At 56.5% G+C, this 22,582-nt stretch carries 22 protein-coding genes; 15 read left to right on the forward strand and 7 right to left on the reverse strand.

The features are described from left to right. Nucleotides 1–37 precede the first annotated feature (37 nt). The 12 genes from ACR0B7_RS10655 (at nucleotide 38) to ACR0B7_RS10710 (ending at nucleotide 12,813) form a co-directional block, all read left to right on the forward strand. Nucleotides 38–706: a response regulator transcription factor gene (locus tag ACR0B7_RS10655; protein ID WP_170483073.1), complete on the forward strand. Its 669-nt coding sequence runs from the start codon at nucleotides 38–40 to the stop codon at nucleotides 704–706. After that, a complete protein-coding gene (locus tag ACR0B7_RS10660) occupies nucleotides 696–2,063 on the forward strand; it encodes a sensor histidine kinase (protein ID WP_170483072.1) in 1,368 nt (455 codons plus the stop codon). The genes ACR0B7_RS10655 and ACR0B7_RS10660 overlap by 11 nt, the downstream gene beginning before the upstream one ends. Continuing rightward, entirely contained in the window at nucleotides 2,042–3,046 is a 1,005-nt protein-coding gene (locus tag ACR0B7_RS10665; RefSeq protein WP_170483071.1) for an ABC transporter substrate-binding protein, read from the forward strand. Before ACR0B7_RS10660 ends, ACR0B7_RS10665 begins: the two co-directional genes overlap by 22 nt. Before the next feature lie 146 nt (nucleotides 3,047–3,192). Continuing rightward, complete coding sequence (locus tag ACR0B7_RS10670) at nucleotides 3,193–4,287, forward strand: MHYT domain-containing protein (RefSeq protein ID WP_170483070.1); 1,095 nt, start codon at nucleotides 3,193–3,195, stop codon at nucleotides 4,285–4,287. Between the two features lie 139 nt (nucleotides 4,288–4,426). Further along, nucleotides 4,427–5,260, forward strand: a complete 834-nt coding sequence (locus ACR0B7_RS10675) for an FAD binding domain-containing protein (protein ID WP_170483069.1) — start codon at nucleotides 4,427–4,429, stop codon at nucleotides 5,258–5,260. Between the two features lie 12 nt (nucleotides 5,261–5,272). Continuing rightward, nucleotides 5,273–5,767, forward strand: coding sequence for a (2Fe-2S)-binding protein (locus ACR0B7_RS10680; RefSeq protein WP_170483067.1), 495 nt, complete (start codon nucleotides 5,273–5,275; stop codon nucleotides 5,765–5,767). Then, nucleotides 5,764–8,181, forward strand: coding sequence for an aerobic carbon-monoxide dehydrogenase large subunit (locus ACR0B7_RS10685; protein WP_170386827.1), 2,418 nt, complete (start codon nucleotides 5,764–5,766; stop codon nucleotides 8,179–8,181). The genes ACR0B7_RS10680 and ACR0B7_RS10685 overlap by 4 nt, the downstream gene beginning before the upstream one ends. Nucleotides 8,182–8,285: 104 nt before the next feature. Next, on the forward strand, nucleotides 8,286–9,152 hold the full coding sequence (locus tag ACR0B7_RS10690; RefSeq protein ID WP_170483065.1) for an AAA family ATPase: 867 nt from the start codon (nucleotides 8,286–8,288) through the stop codon (nucleotides 9,150–9,152). Next, complete coding sequence (locus ACR0B7_RS10695; protein WP_170483063.1) at nucleotides 9,152–10,339, forward strand: VWA domain-containing protein; 1,188 nt, start codon at nucleotides 9,152–9,154, stop codon at nucleotides 10,337–10,339. Before ACR0B7_RS10690 ends, ACR0B7_RS10695 begins: the two co-directional genes overlap by 1 nt. Nucleotides 10,340–10,351: 12 nt before the next feature. Next, entirely contained in the window at nucleotides 10,352–11,155 is an 804-nt protein-coding gene (locus ACR0B7_RS10700; protein ID WP_170483061.1) for an XdhC family protein, read from the forward strand. A 106-nt stretch (nucleotides 11,156–11,261) separates the two neighbouring features. Further along, nucleotides 11,262–11,714, forward strand: coding sequence for an SRPBCC family protein (locus ACR0B7_RS10705; protein WP_170576710.1), 453 nt, complete (start codon nucleotides 11,262–11,264; stop codon nucleotides 11,712–11,714). Nucleotides 11,715–11,832: 118 nt separating this feature from the next. After that, entirely contained in the window at nucleotides 11,833–12,813 is a 981-nt protein-coding gene (locus ACR0B7_RS10710) for a hypothetical protein (RefSeq protein WP_170483059.1), read from the forward strand. Between the two features lie 251 nt (nucleotides 12,814–13,064). Here ACR0B7_RS10710 and ACR0B7_RS10715 read toward each other — a convergent pair whose 3' ends face one another. Continuing rightward, nucleotides 13,065–13,640, reverse strand: coding sequence for a hypothetical protein (locus tag ACR0B7_RS10715; protein ID WP_170576709.1), 576 nt, complete (start codon nucleotides 13,638–13,640; stop codon nucleotides 13,065–13,067). Between the two features lie 26 nt (nucleotides 13,641–13,666). Here ACR0B7_RS10715 and ACR0B7_RS10720 point away from each other — a divergent pair, with 26 nt between their 5' ends. Together ACR0B7_RS10720 and ACR0B7_RS10725 are read left to right on the forward strand one after the other, a co-directional pair. Then, a complete protein-coding gene (locus ACR0B7_RS10720) occupies nucleotides 13,667–13,870 on the forward strand; it encodes an HGGxSTG domain-containing protein (RefSeq protein WP_480681438.1) in 204 nt (67 codons plus the stop codon). A 497-nt stretch (nucleotides 13,871–14,367) separates the two neighbouring features. After that, nucleotides 14,368–15,837: a hypothetical protein gene (locus tag ACR0B7_RS10725; RefSeq protein WP_170569959.1), complete on the forward strand. Its 1,470-nt coding sequence runs from the start codon at nucleotides 14,368–14,370 to the stop codon at nucleotides 15,835–15,837. 282 nt (nucleotides 15,838–16,119) lie between these two features. Here the strand turns inward: ACR0B7_RS10725 and ACR0B7_RS10730 are convergent, their stop codons facing one another. Beyond that, the gene (locus ACR0B7_RS10730) at nucleotides 16,120–16,770 is read right to left on the reverse strand and encodes an AraC family transcriptional regulator ligand-binding domain-containing protein (protein WP_480681440.1); all 651 of its coding nucleotides are present in this window, start codon (nucleotides 16,768–16,770) and stop codon (nucleotides 16,120–16,122) included. 165 nt (nucleotides 16,771–16,935) lie between these two features. Further along, nucleotides 16,936–17,295 carry a group I truncated hemoglobin gene (locus ACR0B7_RS10735; RefSeq protein WP_170483057.1) on the reverse strand — a complete coding sequence of 120 codons (360 nt, stop codon included), beginning with the start codon at nucleotides 17,293–17,295 and terminating at the stop codon, nucleotides 16,936–16,938. Between the two features lie 803 nt (nucleotides 17,296–18,098). Between ACR0B7_RS10735 and ACR0B7_RS10740 the strand changes: the two genes are divergently transcribed. Further along, nucleotides 18,099–19,088, forward strand: a complete 990-nt coding sequence (locus ACR0B7_RS10740; protein ID WP_480681442.1) for a L,D-transpeptidase scaffold domain-containing protein — start codon at nucleotides 18,099–18,101, stop codon at nucleotides 19,086–19,088. A 236-nt stretch (nucleotides 19,089–19,324) separates the two neighbouring features. Here the strand turns inward: ACR0B7_RS10740 and ACR0B7_RS10745 are convergent, their stop codons facing one another. The 4 genes from ACR0B7_RS10745 to ACR0B7_RS10760 all read right to left on the reverse strand — a co-directional run. Beyond that, nucleotides 19,325–20,056 (reverse strand): amino acid ABC transporter ATP-binding protein, encoded by a 732-nt coding sequence (locus ACR0B7_RS10745; RefSeq protein ID WP_170355770.1) that lies wholly within the window; start codon nucleotides 20,054–20,056, stop codon nucleotides 19,325–19,327. Next, complete coding sequence (locus tag ACR0B7_RS10750; protein WP_170355771.1) at nucleotides 20,053–20,913, reverse strand: amino acid ABC transporter permease; 861 nt, start codon at nucleotides 20,911–20,913, stop codon at nucleotides 20,053–20,055. The genes ACR0B7_RS10745 and ACR0B7_RS10750 overlap by 4 nt, the downstream gene beginning before the upstream one ends. Further along, entirely contained in the window at nucleotides 20,914–21,738 is an 825-nt protein-coding gene (locus ACR0B7_RS10755) for an ABC transporter substrate-binding protein (protein WP_480681445.1), read from the reverse strand. It lies immediately after the preceding gene. 435 nt (nucleotides 21,739–22,173) lie between these two features. Then, nucleotides 22,174–22,582 (reverse strand): GFA family protein (locus tag ACR0B7_RS10760; RefSeq protein ID WP_480681447.1); only part of this gene is annotated, 409 nt, incomplete at its 5' end.

Below are 22,582 nucleotides of genomic sequence, written 5' to 3' on the forward strand. Positions count from 1 at the left end.
ATCAACCTGTCACGCGGCAAAATACTGGTTGAGCCTGATGAAATTTCTGCTTGTCGAAGACAATTTGGACCTCGCGACTGCGATCAGTTCGCGTATGCGGCTGGACGGCCATGTTATTGATCATGCAGCGAATTTGGAAGACGCAACCGCTTTTGTCGAAACCGAGGAATATGACCTGATCCTGCTGGATATCATGCTGCCGGATGGGGATGGCCGAGACTTTCTGAAACGGCACCGGGCCAGCCGTTTGGACACGCCGGTGATCGTTTTGACCGCGCGCAGTCAGGTTTCGGATCGAATCGGTTCGCTTGATCTGGGTGCGGATGACTACGTGACCAAGCCGTTTGATCATGCCGAGCTTGAGGCCCGCTGCCGCGCGGTCCTGCGGCGAAAATCCGGCAGCGCGAAATCCACGATCGAGATCGGCGGTGTCGTGTTTGATCCGGTGGCCGGTCATTTGACCGTGGCCGGGGAAACCCTGTCGCTGCGAAATCGGGAACTGCGCATGATGGAGCTGTTCATCAATGCACCGGGTCACGTATTCTCGAAACAGAAGCTGGCCGACAGGTTGTTCTCTTACGACGACAGCGTGTCGGACAACGCGATCGAGGTTTACGTCGGGAGACTGCGCAGGCATCTCGAGCCTTCGGACCTGAAGATAACCACGCTGCGCGGTCTGGGGTACAGGTTGGACCATGACCACTAATCCCACCGTTTCAGGGTCACTGCGAAACAGGCTTGTGCTGGCCTTGATTGGCGGTGCGGCGGTTCTGGCTATCTTGTTGTTCTTTGCAGTTCGGAACTATGCGGCTCAGGTGGCGCAGCAGGGACAGGACAACATCCTTGAAGCATCCGTAACGTCCATTCTTGATGCCGCCGCGCTGAGGGACGGGGTGCTGGAAGTGGATATTCCCTATGCCGCGTTCTCGATGCTGACCACCCCGTCAGACGACCGGGTGTTTTACGCCATTTATCAGGACGGTGCGTTTTTGTCCGGATACAAAGACCTTCTTCTGGCAGGGGCGTCCGAACAAAGTGACTGGTTGTTCACATCCGGCGAACTGCGCGGGGAACGCATTCGGCAGGTCAGCGCAAGTCGAACACTTGTCGGGTTGGGACGGCAGACGGAAATTGCGGTCGTGCTGGGCCAGACGCAGGACGCGCTTTCGCAAACTCTGGACCAGATTTCGCGCAATGCCGCATTTCTGGGTCTTGGATTCTTTCTTCTGACTGCAGCGCTGTCTTTCTGGATCACGTCAACCACCATCGGGCAGCTCAACAAACTGACGACCTCGGTCACGCGGCGTGGGCCGCAGGACCTGAGCCCTTTCAAAAAGCCGGTGCCTCGGGAAATGGCGCCTCTGGTTTTGTCCCTGAACTCTCTGATGGGGCGTTTGGATCAATCCCTCAGCCAATCCGAAGATTTCATCGCCGAAGCCGCCCATCGCGTCCGCACGCCGCTGGCGACTGTGCGGTCTTATGCCGAGGCAACCCTGCACAGGGTCGAAAAGAAAGAAAATCGAGTGGCGCTTCGTGCGATGGTCCGCGCGATCGACGAAAGTTCGCGCGCGGCTGGACAGTTATTGGATCATGCCATGATCACGTTTCGCGCCGATCATCTTGAGAGGGAAGATGTCGATCTGGTCGAACTGATCCGCGAACTTGTGCAGCGGTTGACGCCGATTGCCGAAATGAAGGAGCTTTCGCTTTCCTTGAGAGGCGATCCCACGGTTCCCTATTCCGGTGACCCTATCCTGATACAGAACGCAGTGCGCAACATGATCGACAATGCGCTGAAATACGCGCCCGCTGACAGCATCGTCGAGATCGAGGTTACCGCCACACCAGAAGTCGAGGTCAAAGTCAGCGACTCGGGTCCGGGTTTTCCAGCCGAAGAGATCGAACAACTGACGCGCAGGTTCGAGCGCGGCAAAAACGCGGCCGGAACAATTGGGTCAGGTCTGGGGTTGACCATCGCTCAGGACGTGGCGACGGCCCATGGCGGAACCTTGGTTTTGACGAACAAGCCTACGGGGGGCGCATGCGTTATCTTATCGCTTTAGCTCTGCTTTTGTGCCCCTGTTTGGTGTGGGCGCAGGATTGGGAAGACCAGTTGATTTTCAACGAGGGCGCAGAGGGCGCGCGCCTTCGAGTTATCTCAAGCACGGACACGGTTCTGTTTGCGCCTTTGATAGAAGGCTTTGTCGCTCGGAACCCCTCGATAAGTGTTGAATACCTCGTTTCGGGAACGGCGGATATCGACCGTCGCGTTCGCGCAGCGCCGGGTGATTTTGACGTTGTGGTATCCAGCGCAATGGACCTGCAACTGAAGTTGGCGAATGACGGCTTTGCGCTGGCGCTGGACGACATCGAAACTCCGCCCTGGACACAGTGGCACCACAGTTTGTTTGCTTTCACGACCGAACCCGCCGCCATCGTCATCAACCGCGCAGCGTTTGAAGGTCAGGATATTCCGCACACCCGGCAGAGTTTGATCGAAGCGCTGCGCAAGCGACCGGAGGAGTTTCGCGGCAAGGTCGGCACCTACGATGTCCGTGAATCCGGGCTGGGCTATCTATTCGCAACGCAGGACGCGCGCGCCTCGGAAACCTATTGGCGGCTGATGGAGGTCATGGGCGGTCTTGATGTGCGACTATATTGCTGTTCGGGGGAAATGATAAACGACTTGGCAGACGGAAAAATCCTGGTCGCTTATAACGTCCTGGGGAGTTACGCGGCAGTCCGCGCCGAGCGTAAGGATGCGCTTGAAGTGATTTTGCCGACGGATTTCCAAACAACGATGATGCGAACGGCCTTGGTCTCAAGGGAAACGCAGAAGCCGGACGCAGCCGAAGCGTTTATCAGCTATTTGGTCGCTGAAAAGCCTGTGCCGCAGGACAGCCAGTCTTCACTTCCGCCACTGACGTCTCAGAGCGGTGCGACCGATCGTGAGACAATAGGACTGAACCCGGCGCTGTTGACATTTCTGGATGACCTAAAGCGCAAAAAGTTCCTGTCAGCATGGGAAAATGCGGTCATTCAGTAGACGAACGACGATCGGTTTCGTGTTGGGTGTGGACGGTTTCAGCGTCTGGGCGGGCAGCAACCTGATATTCACAGCACGCAGCAATTGTCCCAATCAAATCCGTTTGCTAACGTCGCCATCGCGTCGGGGAGGGCGCGCAAACCGAAATGCTGGACTACTCGCATAACGCCTGGCTTGTGGCGGCATCCTTGGCCGTTGCGATGATGGCCGGATTTACCGGTCTCTACCTCACGCATGGGGCGTCCAAGCTGGATGATCAAAGGCGCAAGTTCATTGTCGCTTTGGCAGCTATCATTCTGGGCGGCGGCATTTGGTCGATGCATTTCGTCGCCATGCTGGGGCTGCAGTTACCGATCCTTTTCTACTACGACGCGCTGATCACCTTGATCTCGGCTTTGGTTGCGATCCTGATGGTTGGATTAGCGCTGCTATTGCTTCACTTCCGGCCCAGAACGATGCAGACGATCATCGGCGCAGGCGTAATCGTCGGGCTGGGCATTGTCGTGATGCACTATGTGGGCATGGCCGGAATGGAACTGTGCCGCCCAGTCTACACCGGATGGGATGTGGCGATTGCGACGTTGGCCTCGGTCGTGCTGTCCGTGCTGGCGATTTGGGTGGCATACGACAATCGCACACAGCGCAACATCCTGCTGGGAACTGCGTGTTTTGGTTTGGCGGTGTTCACAATGCATTTCGTGGCGACGGGACTGACCGACTTTGTGGCCAGCGACGCCGCCGGAGGAGCCGGCCCCGCGCTGAACAATCAGGTATTGGCAATGGGCGTCACAGTCGCCGTGTTCCTGATCTGCGGTGCGTTCCTTTTGACCGGGGTCACCTTTATCGAACCCAATGCAGACATGACGCAGGTCAGACCACCGGAACCCGAACCGCGACCAAAGACCCTAAGGGCAGGTGTTCCGTTCGAGCGCGAAGGCCAGACCTTCTTTGCCGAACCCGAGCGCGTCGCCGCTGTCCGGGCCGAGGGGCACTACACCGTCCTCTACATGGGAAGCGAAAAGCTGTTTTGTCCTTGGTCCATTACTGAGGCTGAAACCCGCCTGAAGCCAAACGGGTTTCTTCGCGCGCATCGCAGCTATCTGGTGAACCCCAAACATGTCTCGAGTTTCGAGCGCCACAAGGACAACGGCACCTGTTACTTCGATGGTGTCGACGCCTTGAACAAGGTTCCGGTCAGCCGATCCCGCCTGAATGACATTCGCGACGCGTTGGGCCTTTGATCGCAACTCGTGCAGCTCATTCGCATTTCGTGAAACAAGCTACGCGCCCCGTTCCCCTTGGCTGGAACGGCTGATGTGACCGTTCTTTCCTTACCGCAGGTCCCCCAAGGCATATCGCTCGGACCCAGGGAGGAAAAACATGATACCAGCCGGTTTTGAGTATCACCGGCCAGGCGACATCGCCTCGGCCATCGGCATTTTACAGGAACACGGAGACGAGGCGCGCGTAATCGCGGGCGGGCACAGCCTGATCCCGATGATGAAGCTGCGCATGGCCGAGATGGGCCATCTGGTCGATCTTCAGGCCATTGACGAGTTGAGGGGGATCGCTGTCGGTTCCGATACTGTGACGCTTGGCGCGATGGTTACGCAGCACGAGTTGATCACCCATGACGGGCTGGCCGCGACCATCCCTCTGATCCGCGAGGCGGCGTTGCAGATCGCCGATCCGCAGGTGCGCTATGTCGGGACTGTCGGCGGCAACGTGGCCAATGGCGATCCGGGCAATGACATGCCGGGGCTGATGCAATGCCTGAACGCGACGTTTGAGCTCTCCGGCCCCGATGGGTCGCGCAGCGTGGCCGCGCGCGAGTTCTATGAGGCCGCCTATTTCACCGCCCGCGAAGATGAGGAAATTCTGACCCGTATCTCGATCCCGGTACCCGGTGCGGGTGTTGGACAGGCTTATGAAAAGCAAAAGCGCAAGATCGGGGATTATGCCACCGCTGCGGCTGCGGTGATGGTTGGGGGTGGCACGGCCTCGGTCGCGATGACCAATCTGGCCGACACGCCGATCTGGTCCGAAGGCGCAAGCGCTGCTTTGGCAGATGGCGATGTGAATGGCTGCGTCGCGGCGATGCTGGATGCGATCGAGCCTGTGGCCGACAACCGCGGCCCCGTTGAATTCAAGAAACATGTGGCGGGCGTGATGCTGCGCCGTGCCATCGACCGCGCGCAAAGCCGCGCGAGTTGAGGAGGGGAAACCATGTCTAAAATGCACGTCAAACTCACCGTGAACGGGCGCGAGGTCGAAGGACTGGCTGAGCCGCGCACGTTGTTGATCCACTTCCTGCGGGAAGACTTGAAAATCACCGGCCCTCATATCGGCTGTGAAACCAGCCATTGCGGGGCCTGCACCGTGGATATCGACGGCAAGTCCGTCAAATCCTGCACGACCTTTGTGGCGCAGGTAAACGGTGCCGATATCACCACGGTCGAAGGGCTGACCAACGAGGATGGCAGCCTTGGTGTGTTGCAGGAGATGTTCCGCGAGCATCACGGGCTGCAATGTGGTTTCTGCACGCCGGGCATGATCACCCGCGCGCACCGTTTGCTGCAGGAAAACCCGAACCCGACCGAAGAAGAAATTCGCTTTGGAATGGCCGGGAACCTGTGCCGCTGCACGGGATATCAGAACATCGTCAAGGCGATCTCGGCCTCGGCTGACATGCTGAACGCTCAGAAGGAGGCCGCGGAATGAACGACCAGACACTGACCCCCGAAGAACGCGCCGCCAATCTCAAAGGCATGGGCAGCTCGCGCAAACGCGTCGAGGATGTGCGCTTTACCCAAGGCAAGGGCAACTATGTCGATGACATAAAGCTGGACGGGATGCTGTTCGGCGACTTCGTGCGTTCCCCCTACGCACATGCCCGCGTTGTCAGCGTGAACAAAGAGGCCGCGCTTGCGCTGCCCGGCGTGATTGCGGTTCTGACTGCCGAGGATCTGTCACCGCTGGGCCTGCACTGGATGCCGACCTTGGCGGGTGACAAGCAGATGGTGCTGGCCGATGGCAAAGTGCTGTTCCAGGGCCAGGAAGTGGCCTTTATCGTAGCCGAAGATCGGTACATCGCGGCGGATGCCGTGGAGCTGGTCGAGGTGGAATACGAAGAACTGCCTGTTCTGACCGATCCGTTCGAGGCGCTGAAATCCGATGTGGTCCTGCGCGAAGACTTGGAAGGCCAGACCGAAGGCGCACACGGGCCGCGCAAACATCACAACCACATCTTCACTTGGGAACAGGGCGACAAGGACGCGACCGAGGCTATTCTGGCCGAGGCCGACGTCGTGGCCGAGGAAATGGTCTATTACCACCGCACCCATCCTTGCCCGCTGGAAACCTGCGGGTCAGTGGCCAGCATGGACAAGGTGACCGGCAAGCTGACGCTGTATGGCACGTTTCAGGCTCCGCACGCGATCCGGACGGTTGTGTCGCTGATCTCGGGCATTGCCGAGCACAATATTCGCGTGATCAGCCCCGATATCGGTGGCGGGTTCGGCAACAAGGTCGGGGCTTATGCGGGCTATGTCTGTTCCGTCGTGGCCTCGATCGTCACCGGCAAGCCCGTGAAGTGGGTCGAGGACCGGATGGAGAACCTGATGTCCACCGCCTTTGCCCGCGACTACTGGATGCAGGGCAAGATCGCCGCCACCAAGGACGGCAAGATCACCGGTCTATGGTGTCATACCACGGCAGATCATGGCGGTTTTGATGCTTGTGCCGACCCGACCAAGTTCCCGGCGGGGTTCATGAACATCTGCACCGGGTCCTATGACATCCCGACTGCGTATCTGGCCGTGGATGGGGTTTATACCAACAAGGCTCCGGGCGGGGTGGCCTATCGCTGTTCCTTCCGCGTGACCGAGGCCGCCTATTTCATAGAACGGATGATCGAGGTTTTGGCCATCAAGCTGAACATGGACGCGGCCGAGCTGCGCCGGATCAACTTCATCAAGGCCGATCAGTTCCCCTACCAGTCGGCGCTGGGCTGGGAGTATGACTCGGGTGATTATCACACCGCCTGGGACAAGGCGCTGAAGGCCGTTGACTACGAAGGTCTGCGCGCAGAGCAGGCGCAGCGGGTCGAGGATTTTAAGGCTGGCAAGACCCGTAAACTACTTGGCATTGGCCTGACGCATTTCACCGAAATCGTCGGGGCCGGGCCGGTGAAAAATTGCGATATCCTTGGGTTGGGGATGTTCGACAGTTGTGAAATCCGCATTCACCCCACGGGGTCTGCGATTGCGCGGCTGGGGACGATTTCTCAGGGTCAGGGCCATGCCACGACCTTTGCCCAGATTATCGCCAGCGAGATCGGCCTGCCTGCAGATGACATTACGCTGGAGGAAGGTGACACCGACACCGCGCCTTACGGTCTGGGGACATACGGGTCTCGGTCCACGCCTGTAGCGGGTGCGGCGACGGCGATGGCCGCGCGCAAAATCCGCGCCAAGGCGCAGATGATCGCGGCCTATTTGCTTGAGGTCCACGACGACGATGTCGAATGGGACGTGGATCGGTTCTCGGTCAAAGGCGCGCCCGAGCGGTTCAAGACGATGAAAGAGATCGCCTTTGCCGCCTACAATCAGGCGATTCCGGGGTTGGAGCCGGGTCTTGAGGCCGTGAGCTACTACGATCCGCCGAACATGACCTATCCGTTTGGGGCCTATATCTGCGTTATGGAGATCGACGTGGATACCGGCGAGTGGGAGGTGCGGAAATTCTATGCGCTGGACGATTGCGGCACCCGGATCAACCCGATGATCATTGACGGGCAGGTCCACGGCGGCGTGACCGAGGCGCTGGCCATCGCCATGGGGCAAGAGATTGCCTATGACGATATGGGCAATGTGAAGACCGGCACGCTGATGGATTTCTTCCTGCCCACCGCGTGGGAGACGCCGAACTATATCACCGACTACACGGTCACGCCGTCTCCGCACCATCCGATTGGCGCGAAAGGTGTGGGTGAAAGCCCGAACGTGGGGGGCGTGCCCTGTTTCTCGAACGCGGTGCATGATGCGTTCCGGCCGTTTGGGTTGGTGCAAAGTCACATGCCGCATGACCATTGGCGGATTTGGAAAATTGCCAACGGGCTGGGGATGCATGGGTGATGGGGTTCGGACCGGCTGGTGCCGGTCCGACCGAACGGAGGGGGCCAGCCCCCTCCGAACCTCCCCCGGGATATTTTTAGCCAGATGAAGAGTGGATCCTGGTTTTGACTTTGAGTGATGTGCAGATTGGATTGGCCGCGCAGGGATATGTTGCTGATGATCGGTTGGCGATGGCATTGCACTTGGCGCAGGCGCTGGGGCGGCCATTGTTGCTGGAAGGTCCGGCAGGGGTCGGCAAGACCGAGGTGGCCAAGGCGATGGCGGCGTGGAAGGACACGCGTTTGATCCGGTTGCAGTGCTATGAAGGGCTGGATGCCAGTCATGCTATTTATGAGTGGAATTATCAGCGTCAGTTGTTGGCCATTCGCGCGAGTGAAGCGCAGGGAGGAACCAGCGAAGCGCAGTTGTTCTCAGATGAATATCTGCTCAAACGGCCTTTGTTAGAGGCTATTCGCGAAGACAAACCTCCGGTTTTGTTGATTGATGAGATTGACCGGGCGGATGAGGAATTTGAAGCGTATCTTCTGGAAATCCTGTCAGACTTTCAGATCACGATTCCGGAATTGGGGACGATTGAGGCGCGGGTTCGGCCAATCGTGATCCTGACGGCAAATGGCACGCGTGACTTGTCGGACGCGTTGCGGCGGCGGTGCCTTTACAGCTTTTTGGATTATCCGTCGCGCGAGACGGAATTGGCGATTTTGCAGGCGCGTATGCCTGAAATCGAGGGTGCTCTGGCGCGGCAGATTGTGGGTGTGGTGCAGGCGCTTCGCAATGAAGACCTTGAGAAGACGCCCGGTATTGCGGAAATGCTGGACTGGTCCGCGGCGTTGGCCGGGTTGGGCGTGAATGATTTGGCAAAGGCGCGGGACGAGGTTCAGGCAACGCTTGTCTGCTTGCTGAAAACCGCGGCTGACTATGATGCCGCCCCTCCCGAGGTGATGGATCGTTTGATTGGAAAGGTCGCGTAATGCAGGTCACGCGGTTTCCTTCCCGTGCCTCTGGCTTTGCGGATCGCATGTCCGACTTTGTCGCGCATCTGAGGATGAATGGGATGCGTGTGGGGCCGAAGGAAACAGCGGGCGCTTTGAGCGCATTGTCCTTGATTGATGCCACGGATGCAGGGCAGGCCCGGCGTGCGTTGTGCGCCGTTCTTGCGGGTGACGCCGATGACTGGCGTCGGTTTGATGACTTGTTTGACTCATACTGGTTCAACGCCGGGAAACAGCGGGAAGGGTCGGCCAAATCGACCCATGTTCGCGTGCAATCGGCCAAGCCGATGATCTGGCAGCAACAGGATACGGCACGTGACGATGCGCTATCTGGACCAGATCAACCCACCACCCCTGATCCGGGCGAGGGAGACGCTGAGGGGGTGGATGGCAAACTGGTTGCGACTCGAACGACAAACTTGTCGCGCCGGGATCTGCGCGAATTGATGGATGATGAGGCTCTAAATCAGGCGGAAAGGGCTGCGCTGTCGATCGCTCGCGCTATTCGTGACCGCCGGTCGCGTAGGCGCAAGCAGGCGTCAAAGGGGCCGGCGCTGGACTTGCGGCGCATACAGCGGGCCAGTCTTGCGCGCGGCGGAGAGCCGATGGACCTGTACCGTCGCACGCGCCCTCCGCGTCCGATGCGGATTGTTGCGTTATGCGATGTCAGCGGGTCCATGACCGTCTATTCCCGCGTGTTCCTGGCCTTTCTGAAGGGGTTGATTGGCAGCGGCACGGAAGCAGACGCCTATTTGTTCCACACGCGCCTGATGCGTGTCACCGATGCGCTGCGCGACCACGATTCATTGCGTGCGGCGGGGCGGTTGTCGCTGATGGCCGAAGGGTTCGGGGGCGGTACCGATATCTCGGGCAGTTTGGAGCGGTTCGTGTCAGGCTATGGTGCACGCGCGTTGAATGGTCGAACGATCGTGCTGATCCTGTCAGACGGGTATTGCAGTTCGGACCCGCAGGCGCTGGGCGCGGTTTTGGCGCGCATCCGGCGAAAAGCGCGGCGGATCGTTTGGTTGAACCCGTTGAAAGGGTGGGAGAACTATCAACCCATCGCGGCCGCGATGCAGGCGGCCGAGCCCTATCTGGATGCCCATCTTCCAGCCAATACGCTTGAGGCGCTTGCAGCGCTTGAACCGCAGTTCCGGAAATTGTGAAAGGAGCCCCGAATGGCAAATTTCGACATATTCGACACGATAGATGAGCTTCGCCGGACAGGCGATGCGTTCTGCGTGGCGACGGTTTTACGAACGGCGGATGCGACCTCGGCCAAGGCGGGTGGTAAGGCGGCGATCACACGGGATGGGCGGATACTGGGCCATTTGGGTGGCGCGTGCGTTCAGCGTGCGGTCAGGACCTCGGCGCAGGATGCGCTGGCCAGCGGTGCCCCGCAGATGATCCGCATCAAACCTTCGGACAAGGTGGTGAACATGACGGACCCGGATGGCGTGCAGACTTTCAAAAGCGGCTGCCCCTCGGGTGGAACGGTTGACCTGCTGGTGGAGCCTTATCAGCATGCGCCGCGCGTGGTGATTTTCGGCGGGTCGCCAATCGCGTCCGCCCTTGCCGATCACGCAGCGCTGGCCGGGTTTCGGGTCTGCGTCACCGAAACCGGCGGCACACACACGCGTTTTGAACCGGATTCGGTCAATGATTTGGGGCTTGAGGCCCGGGATTTCGTGGTCGTGGCGTCTCAGGGGCGCGGTGACGCCGTGGCGCTTGAGGCTGCTCTGAACACACCGGCGCGGCGTGTTTCTATGGTTGCCAGTCGCCGCAAGGCGGACGCGCTGATCGACAAGCTGGTGGCAAATGGGCTTGATCCGGTGCGAGCGGGTCAACTTAAATCCCCGGCCGGATTGGATATCCACGCCATTGATCCGCATGAGATCGCCCTGTCGATCCTGGCCGAAATCGTCATGTGGCGGAACACGGACAAGACAAGGGAGGTGTCTGAGGATGAAAAACTTGCTTAAACACATGTGGGCATTGTGGCCGACGCGCATCGAACAAACCCCTAAACAGGCGACGGAAACCGCGCTTTTGGTTTTCCCGAAATGTTGTTGAACAAAGGAAATGTGAATGGAACTGTCTGACGAAATCCGCATCGCGGCCCCTCGGGATGTTGTATACAAGGCGTTGAACACGCCCGAGATTCTGCAGGAGTGTATTCCCGGCTGCGAAGAACTGATCCAGCATTCACCCGAGGAACTTGAGGCCAAAGTGGTCCTGAAAATCGGCCCGGTCAAAGCTCGGTTTTCCGGACAGGTCACGTTGGACAACTCGAATGCGCCCGGTGGGTTTTCTTTGACCGGCGAAGGCAAAGGGGGCGCTGCTGGCTTTGCCAAGGGCGGGGCCCAAGTGACGTTGACTGAAGACGGGGCCGAGACCGTGCTGGCCTATACCGCCAAGGTCGAGGTTGGCGGCAAGATCGCCCAGCTTGGCAGCCGATTGATTGCTGGCACGGCCAAGAAGCTCTCGGGCAAGTTCTTCACCAAGTTTGGTGAGCTTGTATCGGAACAGGCTGTTTCCTGACTGGATTGGTCTGGTCGGGCCAAGTGCCCGGCCAACTCGGACGCAATTCAGTTGACGGCAAACGCAATCGGCGCAATCACCATAGCTATGGACGGGATGCTCGTGGCAGGAGGCTTCGGTGAAGAACAGCGCGGTGCTGGAACAACTGGAAAACTGGATTGCGGTCAGGCCGGGTGACTTGCAGGCGATCCGCCGTCTGGTCACGCTAATGGATATGTCAGATGGCAGGCAGAGCGCTTCCGGTGTCTTTGGACGGGCCCAGTCCAAGGTTGCATCCACACTGCCCAAAGACTGGCAACAGACGTTATTGGACCCGTCGAAATGCGCTCAGGCGTATGGAGGATGGCTGAATATTCTGAATTCCGCGCGCATCAAGCACGCAGTGCCGGTTGCTCAGGTTTTTTCGGGGCAGGTGTTGAAGGTTCGGGGCGAAACCCCTTATTGCGACGCGCGGTTGAAGTTCTTTGCTGAAACCAAAGTAATCCCCGCTCTGTGCCACGGTTGCTATAAGGTGCAGATATTGCCCGAAACATTCGAGAAGATGATCCAGGCCTATCTGTTGCTGCTGAACCTTGATCTTCCGGGTGACAACACCAGAAAATGCATGATCGAACTGCGCGACGGGGTCAAATACCCGTACAAGGGTTACATCTATTGCAACAGCGCGGATGAAGCCAAAGCCTGCCTTGCGGCGTTTCAGGTCAAGCTGGCAGAGTTTGGTGTGACGGGCCTTCATTTGAAGATCTCTCACGGCTGTTCGGAATACGGGCTTGAATACCCTGCGTTCAAGTATTCTGAGAGTTCGGAACAAACCGAATTTGAAACGCCGACAGATTGGGCGGAAATTGAAGAGAAATACTTCAAGGGCATGAAGTTTCCCAAACCGCAGGCCAAAGCCTACTCAAAGCCCTTCGTCAGTCTGCGCGACGTGTTCGTTTTGCGAACCTGGACCAAATATGCCGAGTTGATCGGGGATGACACGGCAGGTGCCTATGCTGCTCAGGGCGGCCCTGATTTGCCAGTTCAGTTCGCGAAGCGGGTCAAGGCGCAAGCATCGAAGCGAAACGCCGAGCTGACAGAGCTTGCCGCGATGTCCTGAGATTTGGCAGGCCAATTCAAAAGACAAAAAAGCGCTTTTTTTACAGTTGTTGTTATAAATTTTCGGGGGATTTGGTGCCCAGGAGAGGCACATGCAACCTGTTTGAGGTTGTCCGCTCCTGTGCAGATTATCATTCTATTACAATGATTTAGCCTATTAAACTGTCCGAACTTGTCTTGCTGCGTTTGGCACCATCCAATAGGGTAAGGTGGACATCAGGGTGGATAGAAATGCGGGCAATAAACCGACTTTCAGCGCCCTTTGTAAAATCTGCACCGGTGGGTAAACACTGCGATGGCGCTGGGCTTTGGTTTATAAAACGTGAAGATGGTGGCGCGCAGTGGATGCTGCGTGCGACTGTGCATGGCCGAAGGCGTGAAATGGGTCTGGGTGGCCAGGTACCCCAACCATTTTTTCCGATGCTGCCGTTTTACAACCAGTTTTCCTTGAAGCCGTTTCTGGAGCCTCATTACTATTTCGCGAGCTTCTTCCAGCTGACCCTGAAGCGGTTTGTTTAAGTCAAACTTGATCGTCACCTCGTGCGGTTCAAGCCACGTTGAAAGCTGTGCGGCTGACAACCCATGAACGACTTCAAGCACTCCTCTAACGCTTAAATGACGTTGTGCTCCATTGATCAAACGCCTCTGCTTTGAACGTTCACTACGCGGCAAGATTGCTCCAGCAGGTTGTGAGCCGATACGTGGGTTGGGAATGCCGAGATAGTCAAACTTCTCTGAAGCCTCCCGCTTGAAATCCTCTGTCCCGAAGGCAAGAAAACCTGCATCTCTGGGGGCTAAAGCACCCAAACTATCGGAGGGATTGCTCACAGTGTCGCGGCGCAAACTGCAAACGGATGGCGGAGCTGGGCTTGAATGAGAGCGGCGAACCGCTGCCTAAGGCAGAACGTCCGAAGTGCGGCGCAAAAACACGTAACGGCGGCCAATGTCAGGCCCGAGTAGTTCCTGGCAAACGGCGCTGTCGATTGCATGGTGGGTTAAGCACGGGGCCGAAAAAGAAGAGAAGAGTTGATGTAAATCATGAGCTAGACAGCAAGTGAACGGATGCGATGCGACGCCGCAGTAGCTCCACCGCCAGGCTTTGAAGCCAAAAACGGGCTTAGACTTCAGCGACAGCTATGCAAAGTCGCCATTGGCTCTCCTCGCTGCACCCGCTGAACTGGGTTCATCGAATGACTGGAAATCGTGGCTTTGCGGACATTAAACGGAACGGGTTAGTTGACTGCTCTGAGCTGAGAGTAGAAATTAAACAGATAGTGTTCAATGGCAGCTAAGCCCGCAAAGCCGTCAATAATGCGCTGCACAGCGAACGACTGCTCTGCGGACTAAGCTGCCCTTAGCTGCGCTGCGGCGCGTTTGTTTTGCTTGAACAACTGCTCAGCGGATAACGCGGACACGCCGCGTAAGAAAATATTCGATCGAACAGAGCGCATCGCCGTTCAGATGACAGTTCGGACATATTGCACAATTGTGTGTATGATGCCGCCGAGCCATACGCTCAAACAATTTCGGACAATATTTAATGTGGAGACGATAGATGCAGCATTTGCATACCAAAGCCCGCAATACTTTTGTCGCTTGTATTAGCTCGCTTTTTGTTTTCGTGCCCGCAGTCTCAGCGGAGGCTAATTTCCAGACGACATGCAACCCAAAAGCGGACCAGGCTTTCAACGAAGGTCTGAATCTCATTCACAACATGATGTACATTCAAGCCGAAGAAGCGTTCAACGAAGCAGCGTCTGCGGATCCAACTTGTGCCATTGCACAGTGGGGCATCGCGATGTCGAACTTTCACCCTCTTTGGCCGGGCACTCCCAGTGAAGCCGAAACAGAGAGAGGGTCTGCTGCAGCGGAAAGACTCGCGTCAATGTCCTCCGAAAGCGCCGTTGAACAATCATTGATCGACGCCGCCGTTGCTTTCTACGCCTCAAGCCAGGAAGACTACCGCGCTCAGCTTAAATCGTGGGCGGAGAAACAGGTGGCAGCTGCGGACCACCATGCAGACGACTTGGACACCGCGGCGTTTGCGGCGCTGGCACGCCTTGCAACGGCGCCGCGAGGGGCAGACGGAATCAAAGTAAAGTCGCAGGTGGGTGATACGCTCGACGCGCTTCATCAAAAGGCACCAGAACATCCTGGCGTCATTCACTACGCGATCCACGCCTATGACAATCCGCCACTCAAGGAGCGAGGCAGGCCGTACGCCGAGATTTACGATAAAACGGCTCCAAGCGCTCCACATGCGCTGCATATGCCCGCTCATATCTTTACACGAACTGGAGAATGGGAAAGATCAATTGATCTGAACAGCCGGTCCGCTGAAGCAGCTCTTGAGCAATCAAAAGACGTGGTACAAAGCCACTATGCGCATGCGATCGACTACATGGTTTACGGCCACCTACAACTTGGGAATACAGACAAAGCTGCAGGACTGGTCGACGAGATGCTCGCAATTCAAAATCATCAGGCCAGTTTCGGAAGCGCTTATGCGTTAGCGGCTGCACCCGTTCGGCTGCCTCTTGAGCAGGGACAATGGGACGTCGCGGCGGCACTGTCACCTGAGATGCATCCGGTCATTCCGTGGGAGAAATTTCCACAAACTGTAGCCATGCGGTGGTTCGCGATCGGTATCGGCGCGGCCCGTAGCGGTGATGTCGATACAGCGCAGAGCGCGCTTGCCGAGCTCAAGTCTTTGCACGCTGTGATGAAGGAGCGTGGGCAGGGCTATTGGGCGCAGTTGACCGAAGCACAGATCATGTCGGTGGAAGCCTGGATTGAACTGGCGGGTGGGGGCTCTGAGACCGCAGTTGCTAAGCAGGCGGCCGCGGCTGATCTCGAGGATAAGATTGGCAAAAGCCCAGTCACACCCGGCCACGTCCTTCCGGCACGAGAACTTCTCGGGGACATGCTGATGGAGCTTGGAAAACCCAATGAAGCTGCGGTCGCTTATCAGGCGACGCTGGATCTTTCTCCAAACAGAGCAAGAAGCCTCGCGGCACTTCAATAAGTGGCAACAACACACTTGGTCGGTGCTTTGTAGTTTTTGCAGCAGCATCTACCGATTTGGGCAAAAGCAGCCGCATGGCGATCATGGCCCGAACGACTGCCATGCGGACAAAGGATGAATTCGCTGCGCTTGCACCAAGGCCTGCAACTTTGAGTAACCGGCGGCATATGTGCGGCCGGTCTTTCGATTTGCTGATCCTTGAGGAGATTTCCAGGTCAACTCTGCTTCACCGGTGGGTGAGACATTCAGCCGGGCTCTCCAAATCCATTCGGTACTGGCAGATCAGGCAATGTTGCTGCACGTTTTTGCAAGGCCTTGGCAGAACCGGATCGGTGCGGGAAAGACGATCGTGTAGTCCTGATCGAAGTCAGGGCGGTCAAACGCGAAATCAACGCCTCTGACCGGAACCTCGTGCCCCGCCAGCCAAGACATGAGCCTGTGGGCAAGTTTGAGGATCAGCATATGCCCAAACCGCTGAACTTGTGCCGCGCCTTGTGGTTTCAGGGTCAGCACCAATGCGCCTTCGGCATCCTCCAGATCAAACTGATAGTCATCCAGCAGCAAATTCCAGAAGGTCGAAAACCGGTAGAGTGCAGACGCAAGAGAAGTTGCCTCTCTGACAGTCGTTAAAAGATGTTGCAGGGCTCTTGGCCGGATGGGTCTGCTCCAAAGCCCCATCATTTCATCGCCGGTCTCAATAGCGGCAAGTTGATAGAGACATACGATCTGATCCAGCGTGACGCGACCATTCGGCGAGCTCGTGTCCACGTTCAGTCCGGACCGGCTAAGCAGCGACGCCATCTGCGCATCTGGGCACAGGGTACGCAGCGCTTGCAGCCAGTCATCGACAAACTGGCTGGAAACCGTGGAAAGGATCGTTGGAGTGGCATTGGTCACAACGATCAGGGAGGTATCACCAATTCCGGTCGACATGAAACGCAGGCTTGCAGATGGCGACCTTCGCAGATGACAGAAAGTTAATGTCTCAACCAGAGAACGCTCTGTTTGTCCGCATTTCGGTCATTTAGATGAATTGCGGCAAGTAAGCGTTGTTTGAAAATTTTTGATATTGCCGACTTTTCTCGCGTGTGGCGAAACTCAGATACCGACGACTTGGTCTTTGAGGCTATATAGAATGTACAAAACCTCTTCTTGCTCCCTTTGGTCGGCGTCGTTGGCCTTTAGGGCGTTCATGGCGTCGTCCAGAACTGCGACAAACTCATCTCCGCTGATGTTCATGTGCCGATGCGCAGCAATCATATCCTTGCCGGTATAGATCTCAGGCCCGCCAGAACCAGTTACGAAGAAGTCTGCTGCCATTTGCTTGAGGTGCTCCATATCAGTTCCCGCAAATCGAGCAGAGACAACTGGGTTTTTGGAGTGATTGTCCACCAGCGTGTCGACTATTCGCCGAATACCATCCGTTCCCCCCAGACGTTCATATAGTGTCTTTGACATAGTGCCTCCCGTGTCTCGCTCACCTCAAACTTCGATCGCTTGTGAATGCTAGCACGCCGCACTGATGGGCGCCAAATCTATGGCATTCAGGCGATGCCTATGTTCGCAACCCATCACCAAATGCGATGTCTGCTTGGGGGCTCTAGTAGGACGATCGCCGCACTATATTTGAGTGACTGCTTACTTCGCACTAGCAGTCATATGGGAGTGATGTCACCTCAGCTACTGACCTGAGCCCGGCGACCAAATCCAAAAGTACAAAATTCTAAGAGGGTATGGTGCACGTTCACTCGAGCGTTCTGCAATGATCCTCGCGATCTACGTGGAGGTAAGGTCCATAACAACCTTCTACGCCGTGACCATGCCAATTGCCGCGGTGGTGCCTGCCCGTACACCCTAACAACGCAATCACTAGGGCAAAGCATGCCGCTCTGCGCGAGTACATGATCCAATGGTTCTGTTCCATGTGTCAAACAACTTAGCAACAATCCAGCCACCTATGCTTTGACGCAGGTCAACTCCCCATTGCGGCAGCTTCTACGCAGCAGCAGTTAGCTGGCGATGCGCTAACCTGAAGACGCATAGGAAACGTCAGATTTGTCCGCTTGGCAGGCGTGCAGTCAAATTTGTCAAGCATCCGCATCGAACCCAAAGCGGAAGCGCTGCGCTTTAGCAGCTTTTGATTTCGCACCGCCACGCTTCGTTGAGGCGCCTGGCAGTTTGTCAGGAAGAAACCTGTTGCCAAAGTATATCCAACATGTTGCGGTGAGACCGGCGGAGTTTTCTATGGATTGAGGTGAACGATGGGCAATCAGCTGTATGCCTTACGTCTCATAGCACTGCTTTCAGTCTCTATGTTGCTTCCAACGGCCAGCTCGGCAGGATCGATTTCAGAAGAGATAAAGGGCGTCCTTGGCCTTGCCGGTTCCACGGAATACTCCGTGTCCGATGCTCACAGCCTCGATGCTGAAATCTTGGTGCCACGTTTTTATGAACAACGAGGGTTTTCTGCAGCCTGGTCTGAGCCTGAAGGCGTCGAAGATTTGTTCCGGGCATTGGATCTGGGTGTTCAGCAGGGTTTTCAGAAGTCTGACTTCGATATTGCGAATCTGCAGGCGCTTCTTGAAGACGCGAGAAAAGGTGGTGAACAGGAACAGGCCATCTTTGATGTAAGGGCCACAGACGCTGCGGTAAAACTAATCCATCATCTCGTATTTGGAAAAGTTGATCCCGAAACATTGGATGAGGACTGGAACTTCTCAAAGCCTATCATCGAACAAGATCCGGCAACTGTGCTCAACACATATTTGGATGGAGATGGTATCGGCGCGCTCATTTATGAGATTGCAATCGATAACCCGCAATATGAAATGTTGGTTGGGGCTCTTGCAACTTACCGTGCGACTGCCGAACAAGGCGGTTGGCCAATCGTCCCTGACGAGACCGTTCTGAAGCCGGGTATGGTCGATCCAGCAGTCGCGGATTTACGTCAGCGTTTGGCTGTTGAGCGAGCGCTGACTCCAAGATCAACCCAACAATCCGCCCCAGTAACAACGAACGCGGATTGGATATACGACGCGCAGCTTGAGGAGGATGTGCGAGCATTCCAATCCCGTCATGGTCTAAAAGCCGACGGGGTTATCGGTGCGAGAACGTTTGCATCGCTCAACAAACCAGTGGAAGACCGCATCGACAAGCTGCGTCTGAGCCTTGAGCGCGGGCGCTGGCTTATGCGTGAGCTGGATAAGGACTTTGTATTGGTCAATATCAGCGATGGGTTTGCGCTGCGATAAACCAAGAGACAAAATACAAAACGGCGGGTGTAGACCGCTCTTTGGCGATTAGACGCTTTGTGGTTGTATCGAGTGTTCGCTTTGGACTCATTGCAGACGTTGAATGGCCCCCAGGACACTTCTTTCCGTCTTGTGAAAACTACCGTTAGCTGAAGGTCGACCATCACGTTTCCAGCGTGTCCCAGAGCACACTACAATCAGTGTCACTGGCGGCTATTCAGGAACTAAAAGAAACGTCAGAGTACGCGCGCAAGGAATGCCTTAGTGCGGGCTTCTTGCGGTGAGGCGAAGAGCTCCTCGGGTGGCCCCTGCTCTAAGATTCGGCCTGCATCAAGAAAACACACCTTATCTGCCAGTTCCCGAGCAAAGCCCATCTCATGCGTGGCAAGCACCATCGTCATACCCTGCTGCCGCAGATCACGTAATACGTCGAGAACCTCGCCCACCAGTTCAGGATCAAGTGCGCTTGTGATCTCGTCAAAGAGCATGATCTGAGGGTCCATTGCCAGCGCTCGGATGATCGCCACGCGTTGCTGTTGCCCACCTGACAGTTGGTCGGGATAATGCTCCATCCGGTCGCTAAGCCCAAAACGTGAGAAAAGCTGTGCTACCCGGGGGCGCAAATCCTCTCGGCTCAGGCCTCGCACGCGGCGCGGGGCGAGCATGACGTTCTCTGCCGCAGTCATGTGGGGAAAGAGGTTGTAGCTTTGGAAGACAATGCCGATCTCTTGGCGCACTGGCTGTGGGTCTAAGCCCGGCTCGGATATGTCCCTTCCATCCAGCCAGATCGTCCCATCATCGATGGGTTCCAGCAGATTCATGCAGCGCAAAAGGGTGGACTTGCCCGAGCCCGAAGCGCCGATCAGACACACCATCTCGCCCTCGGCCACATCGAGATCAATGCCCTTGCAAACTTCGTGATCATCGAACCGCTTGCGGATACCCCGTAACGACAACTTCGGTTTCATCTGCGTGCCCGGTTCTGCTTGTTCATCAAGTAATCCGCATATCGCGTCGCGGGAACGGTCAGCGCCAGGAAGATGAGTGCCGCGCCTACATAAGGCGTAAAGTTCGCGTAAAGTGACTTGTAGACTCCGGCCTGACGGAAAATCTCTACCGGACCGATGAAAGACAAAAGTGCCACATCCTTCTGCAAGGCGATGAACAGGTTCATATTGGCGGGCACCACGTTTCGAATGGCTTGCGGCAACACAACAAAGCGCATCGTGTCTTGATCGCTCAGACCCAATGAGACGGCGGCGGAACGCTGCGACTGGTGGATCGAGTCGATGCCAGAGCGAATAACCTCAGCGACATAGGCTGAGTAGACCAATACCAGCGCCAAGGTCCCCCAGATATAGGGGCTGTTCCAAGGCCTTGGCAGGCCCAGCCCGGGCACGCCGAACCCGATGATGTAGATGACAAGAACCACCGGCAGGCCACGAAAGATGTCTGTGTAGGCAATCCCAAACAGGCGAAGTGGAAAAAGCGCGGGCGCACGGGTGTCCCTGCAGAGCGCGATAGCGAGGCCGGTGATTGCGATGAGCGGGGCCGACCACGCAAAAATCATCACGTTCAACAGAAATGCATCAAGCAGCCCAGGAAACGTCGCTACAAAGACCCGACCATTGAAGAAGGCACGCTGCACCGCATCCCAACCGGGTGAGAGCGGAACTAGAACGACAATGGCCAGCACCACGCTAATGGTAGAGATTAGCGCGATGCGGTTCGAGCGTCGACGCACTCCGGCTTCATAGACCTCGCGGCGCGTTGGCGCTGCGGCAGACCGCCTGGCCGGTCTGTTCTGCACCGATGTTTCGTCCATTTATTTAATGACCGGAACACCTGTGGCCTCGGCCAGCCACTGGGTCTCAATCGCGGCAAGTTCACCGCTTTCGGTCAGTTCCGAGATAGCAGCGTCGACACACTCCTTGAGCGGGTTGCCCTCTTCCATCAGAAGGCCGAATTGGTCGGGGCTATCTGATTGCTCCGGCGGGAATTGGCCCAGCAGCACACCGCCTTCTACAACCACTGCCGACAGATAGAGTGCAGTGGGTAAATCATAAAGAGCAGCGTCGATCTGACCGGCCATGATTGCAGCATTCACGTCGGAATTGTCGTTATAAAGTAACGGGTCACTTGCTGGCTGAATCACATCGTTGAGTATTGGAAGCGCTGTGGTGGTGGCCACGGCCCCCCAATTCAATCCCTTGAGGCTATCCAGCGTCGCCTCGGCCCCAGCATCGACCACATTTTGGGTTGTCAACACCGCCATGGCAGAGCTGTAGTATGGCAGACTGAAATCAACCATTTCCTCCCGTTCGGGGGTAATAGAGTACTGCTGGATGTTAAAGTCAAAGTTCTTTGCACCCGGTTGTATCGCTTCATCAAAGCTCGTGCGTACCCAAGTGACATTGTCCGAACTGAATCCCATTTTATCAGCGATGGCATAGGCTACCGCAGCTTCGAACCCCTCGCCGCTTTCGGGCGTGTCGTCCATTACCCACGGATAGTAGGCTGGGTTGCCTGTGGCGATGGTCAGAGTTCCTTCTACAAGGGTCTTGTCCGCCGCGCAGGCCCCATGGCCCGCGGCGTGTGCCATCGTCGCAGAGACAATCAAGGCCAGAGCTGTGCTGGAAAGCAGTTTCATCAAAGCGTCTCCCTGTTTTCTGATTGGCGACAGGTTCCTACGGGTGAAGAGATTTGTCTAGTGTGAGGACAAGTTGGACAGGGTGCCTGCGAAACTCGCGCCCGTATATCTTCGCAAATTCGTCAAAAACAAGCTCTCGCCGCTGTTGCGCGCTCTGCCATAGAATGCCGGGGGTTTGATGCCCGCCAAGCGGCCAGCGTTCTACGTAGACGAACCAAGTCCACTGAGCGCATATGACTTGATGTGTTCGACTAGGAATGAAAATCCAATACGAAACCAACCTCACGTGGGAAGCGTCAGATGAAAAATCTTGTTCTAGCGTGCTGCTTTGGAACCATTTCCCTAGCGTTCATAGCGTTTCCGTCGGTCGCACAGCCTAGGTTAGGCTGGGCGGATCATACGGTAGCAAGGTGGGCAATGCGGACAAACCTGCCGTTACTCATTGTTCTTTGCTGGACCAATCGTCTTTCCCTCTAGCCTGTTAGCAACGCGATCCTCCGAAAAAGGTGGAGTAGGTCCGGAACTTGGCTCGCCCACAGCAACCCAGCGAGATGCCATGCGCGGATCTTCTTCTGTTCTAATTCTGGGTAAGTCGTCGTGTATGTCGACCCAAGGGATTTGACTTTCGACACCATAGTGAAGCTCAGGCGGAAAATCAGCTGGATTGTCGAGCGTCCCCACACGGATCGAATAGTATCCGATATCTTTGATGTCGGTATAAATGCTCGTCCCGCAATTTTTGCAAAATGCGCGCTCAGAAAGCTTTGAGGAGGCGTACAAACCCGGTTCTTCGCCTTCGAATGTCACATTTTGCTTCTCAAAAATTGCCCATGCATTCAATGGT

The organism is Ruegeria sp. BB6 (genome assembly GCF_056539385.1).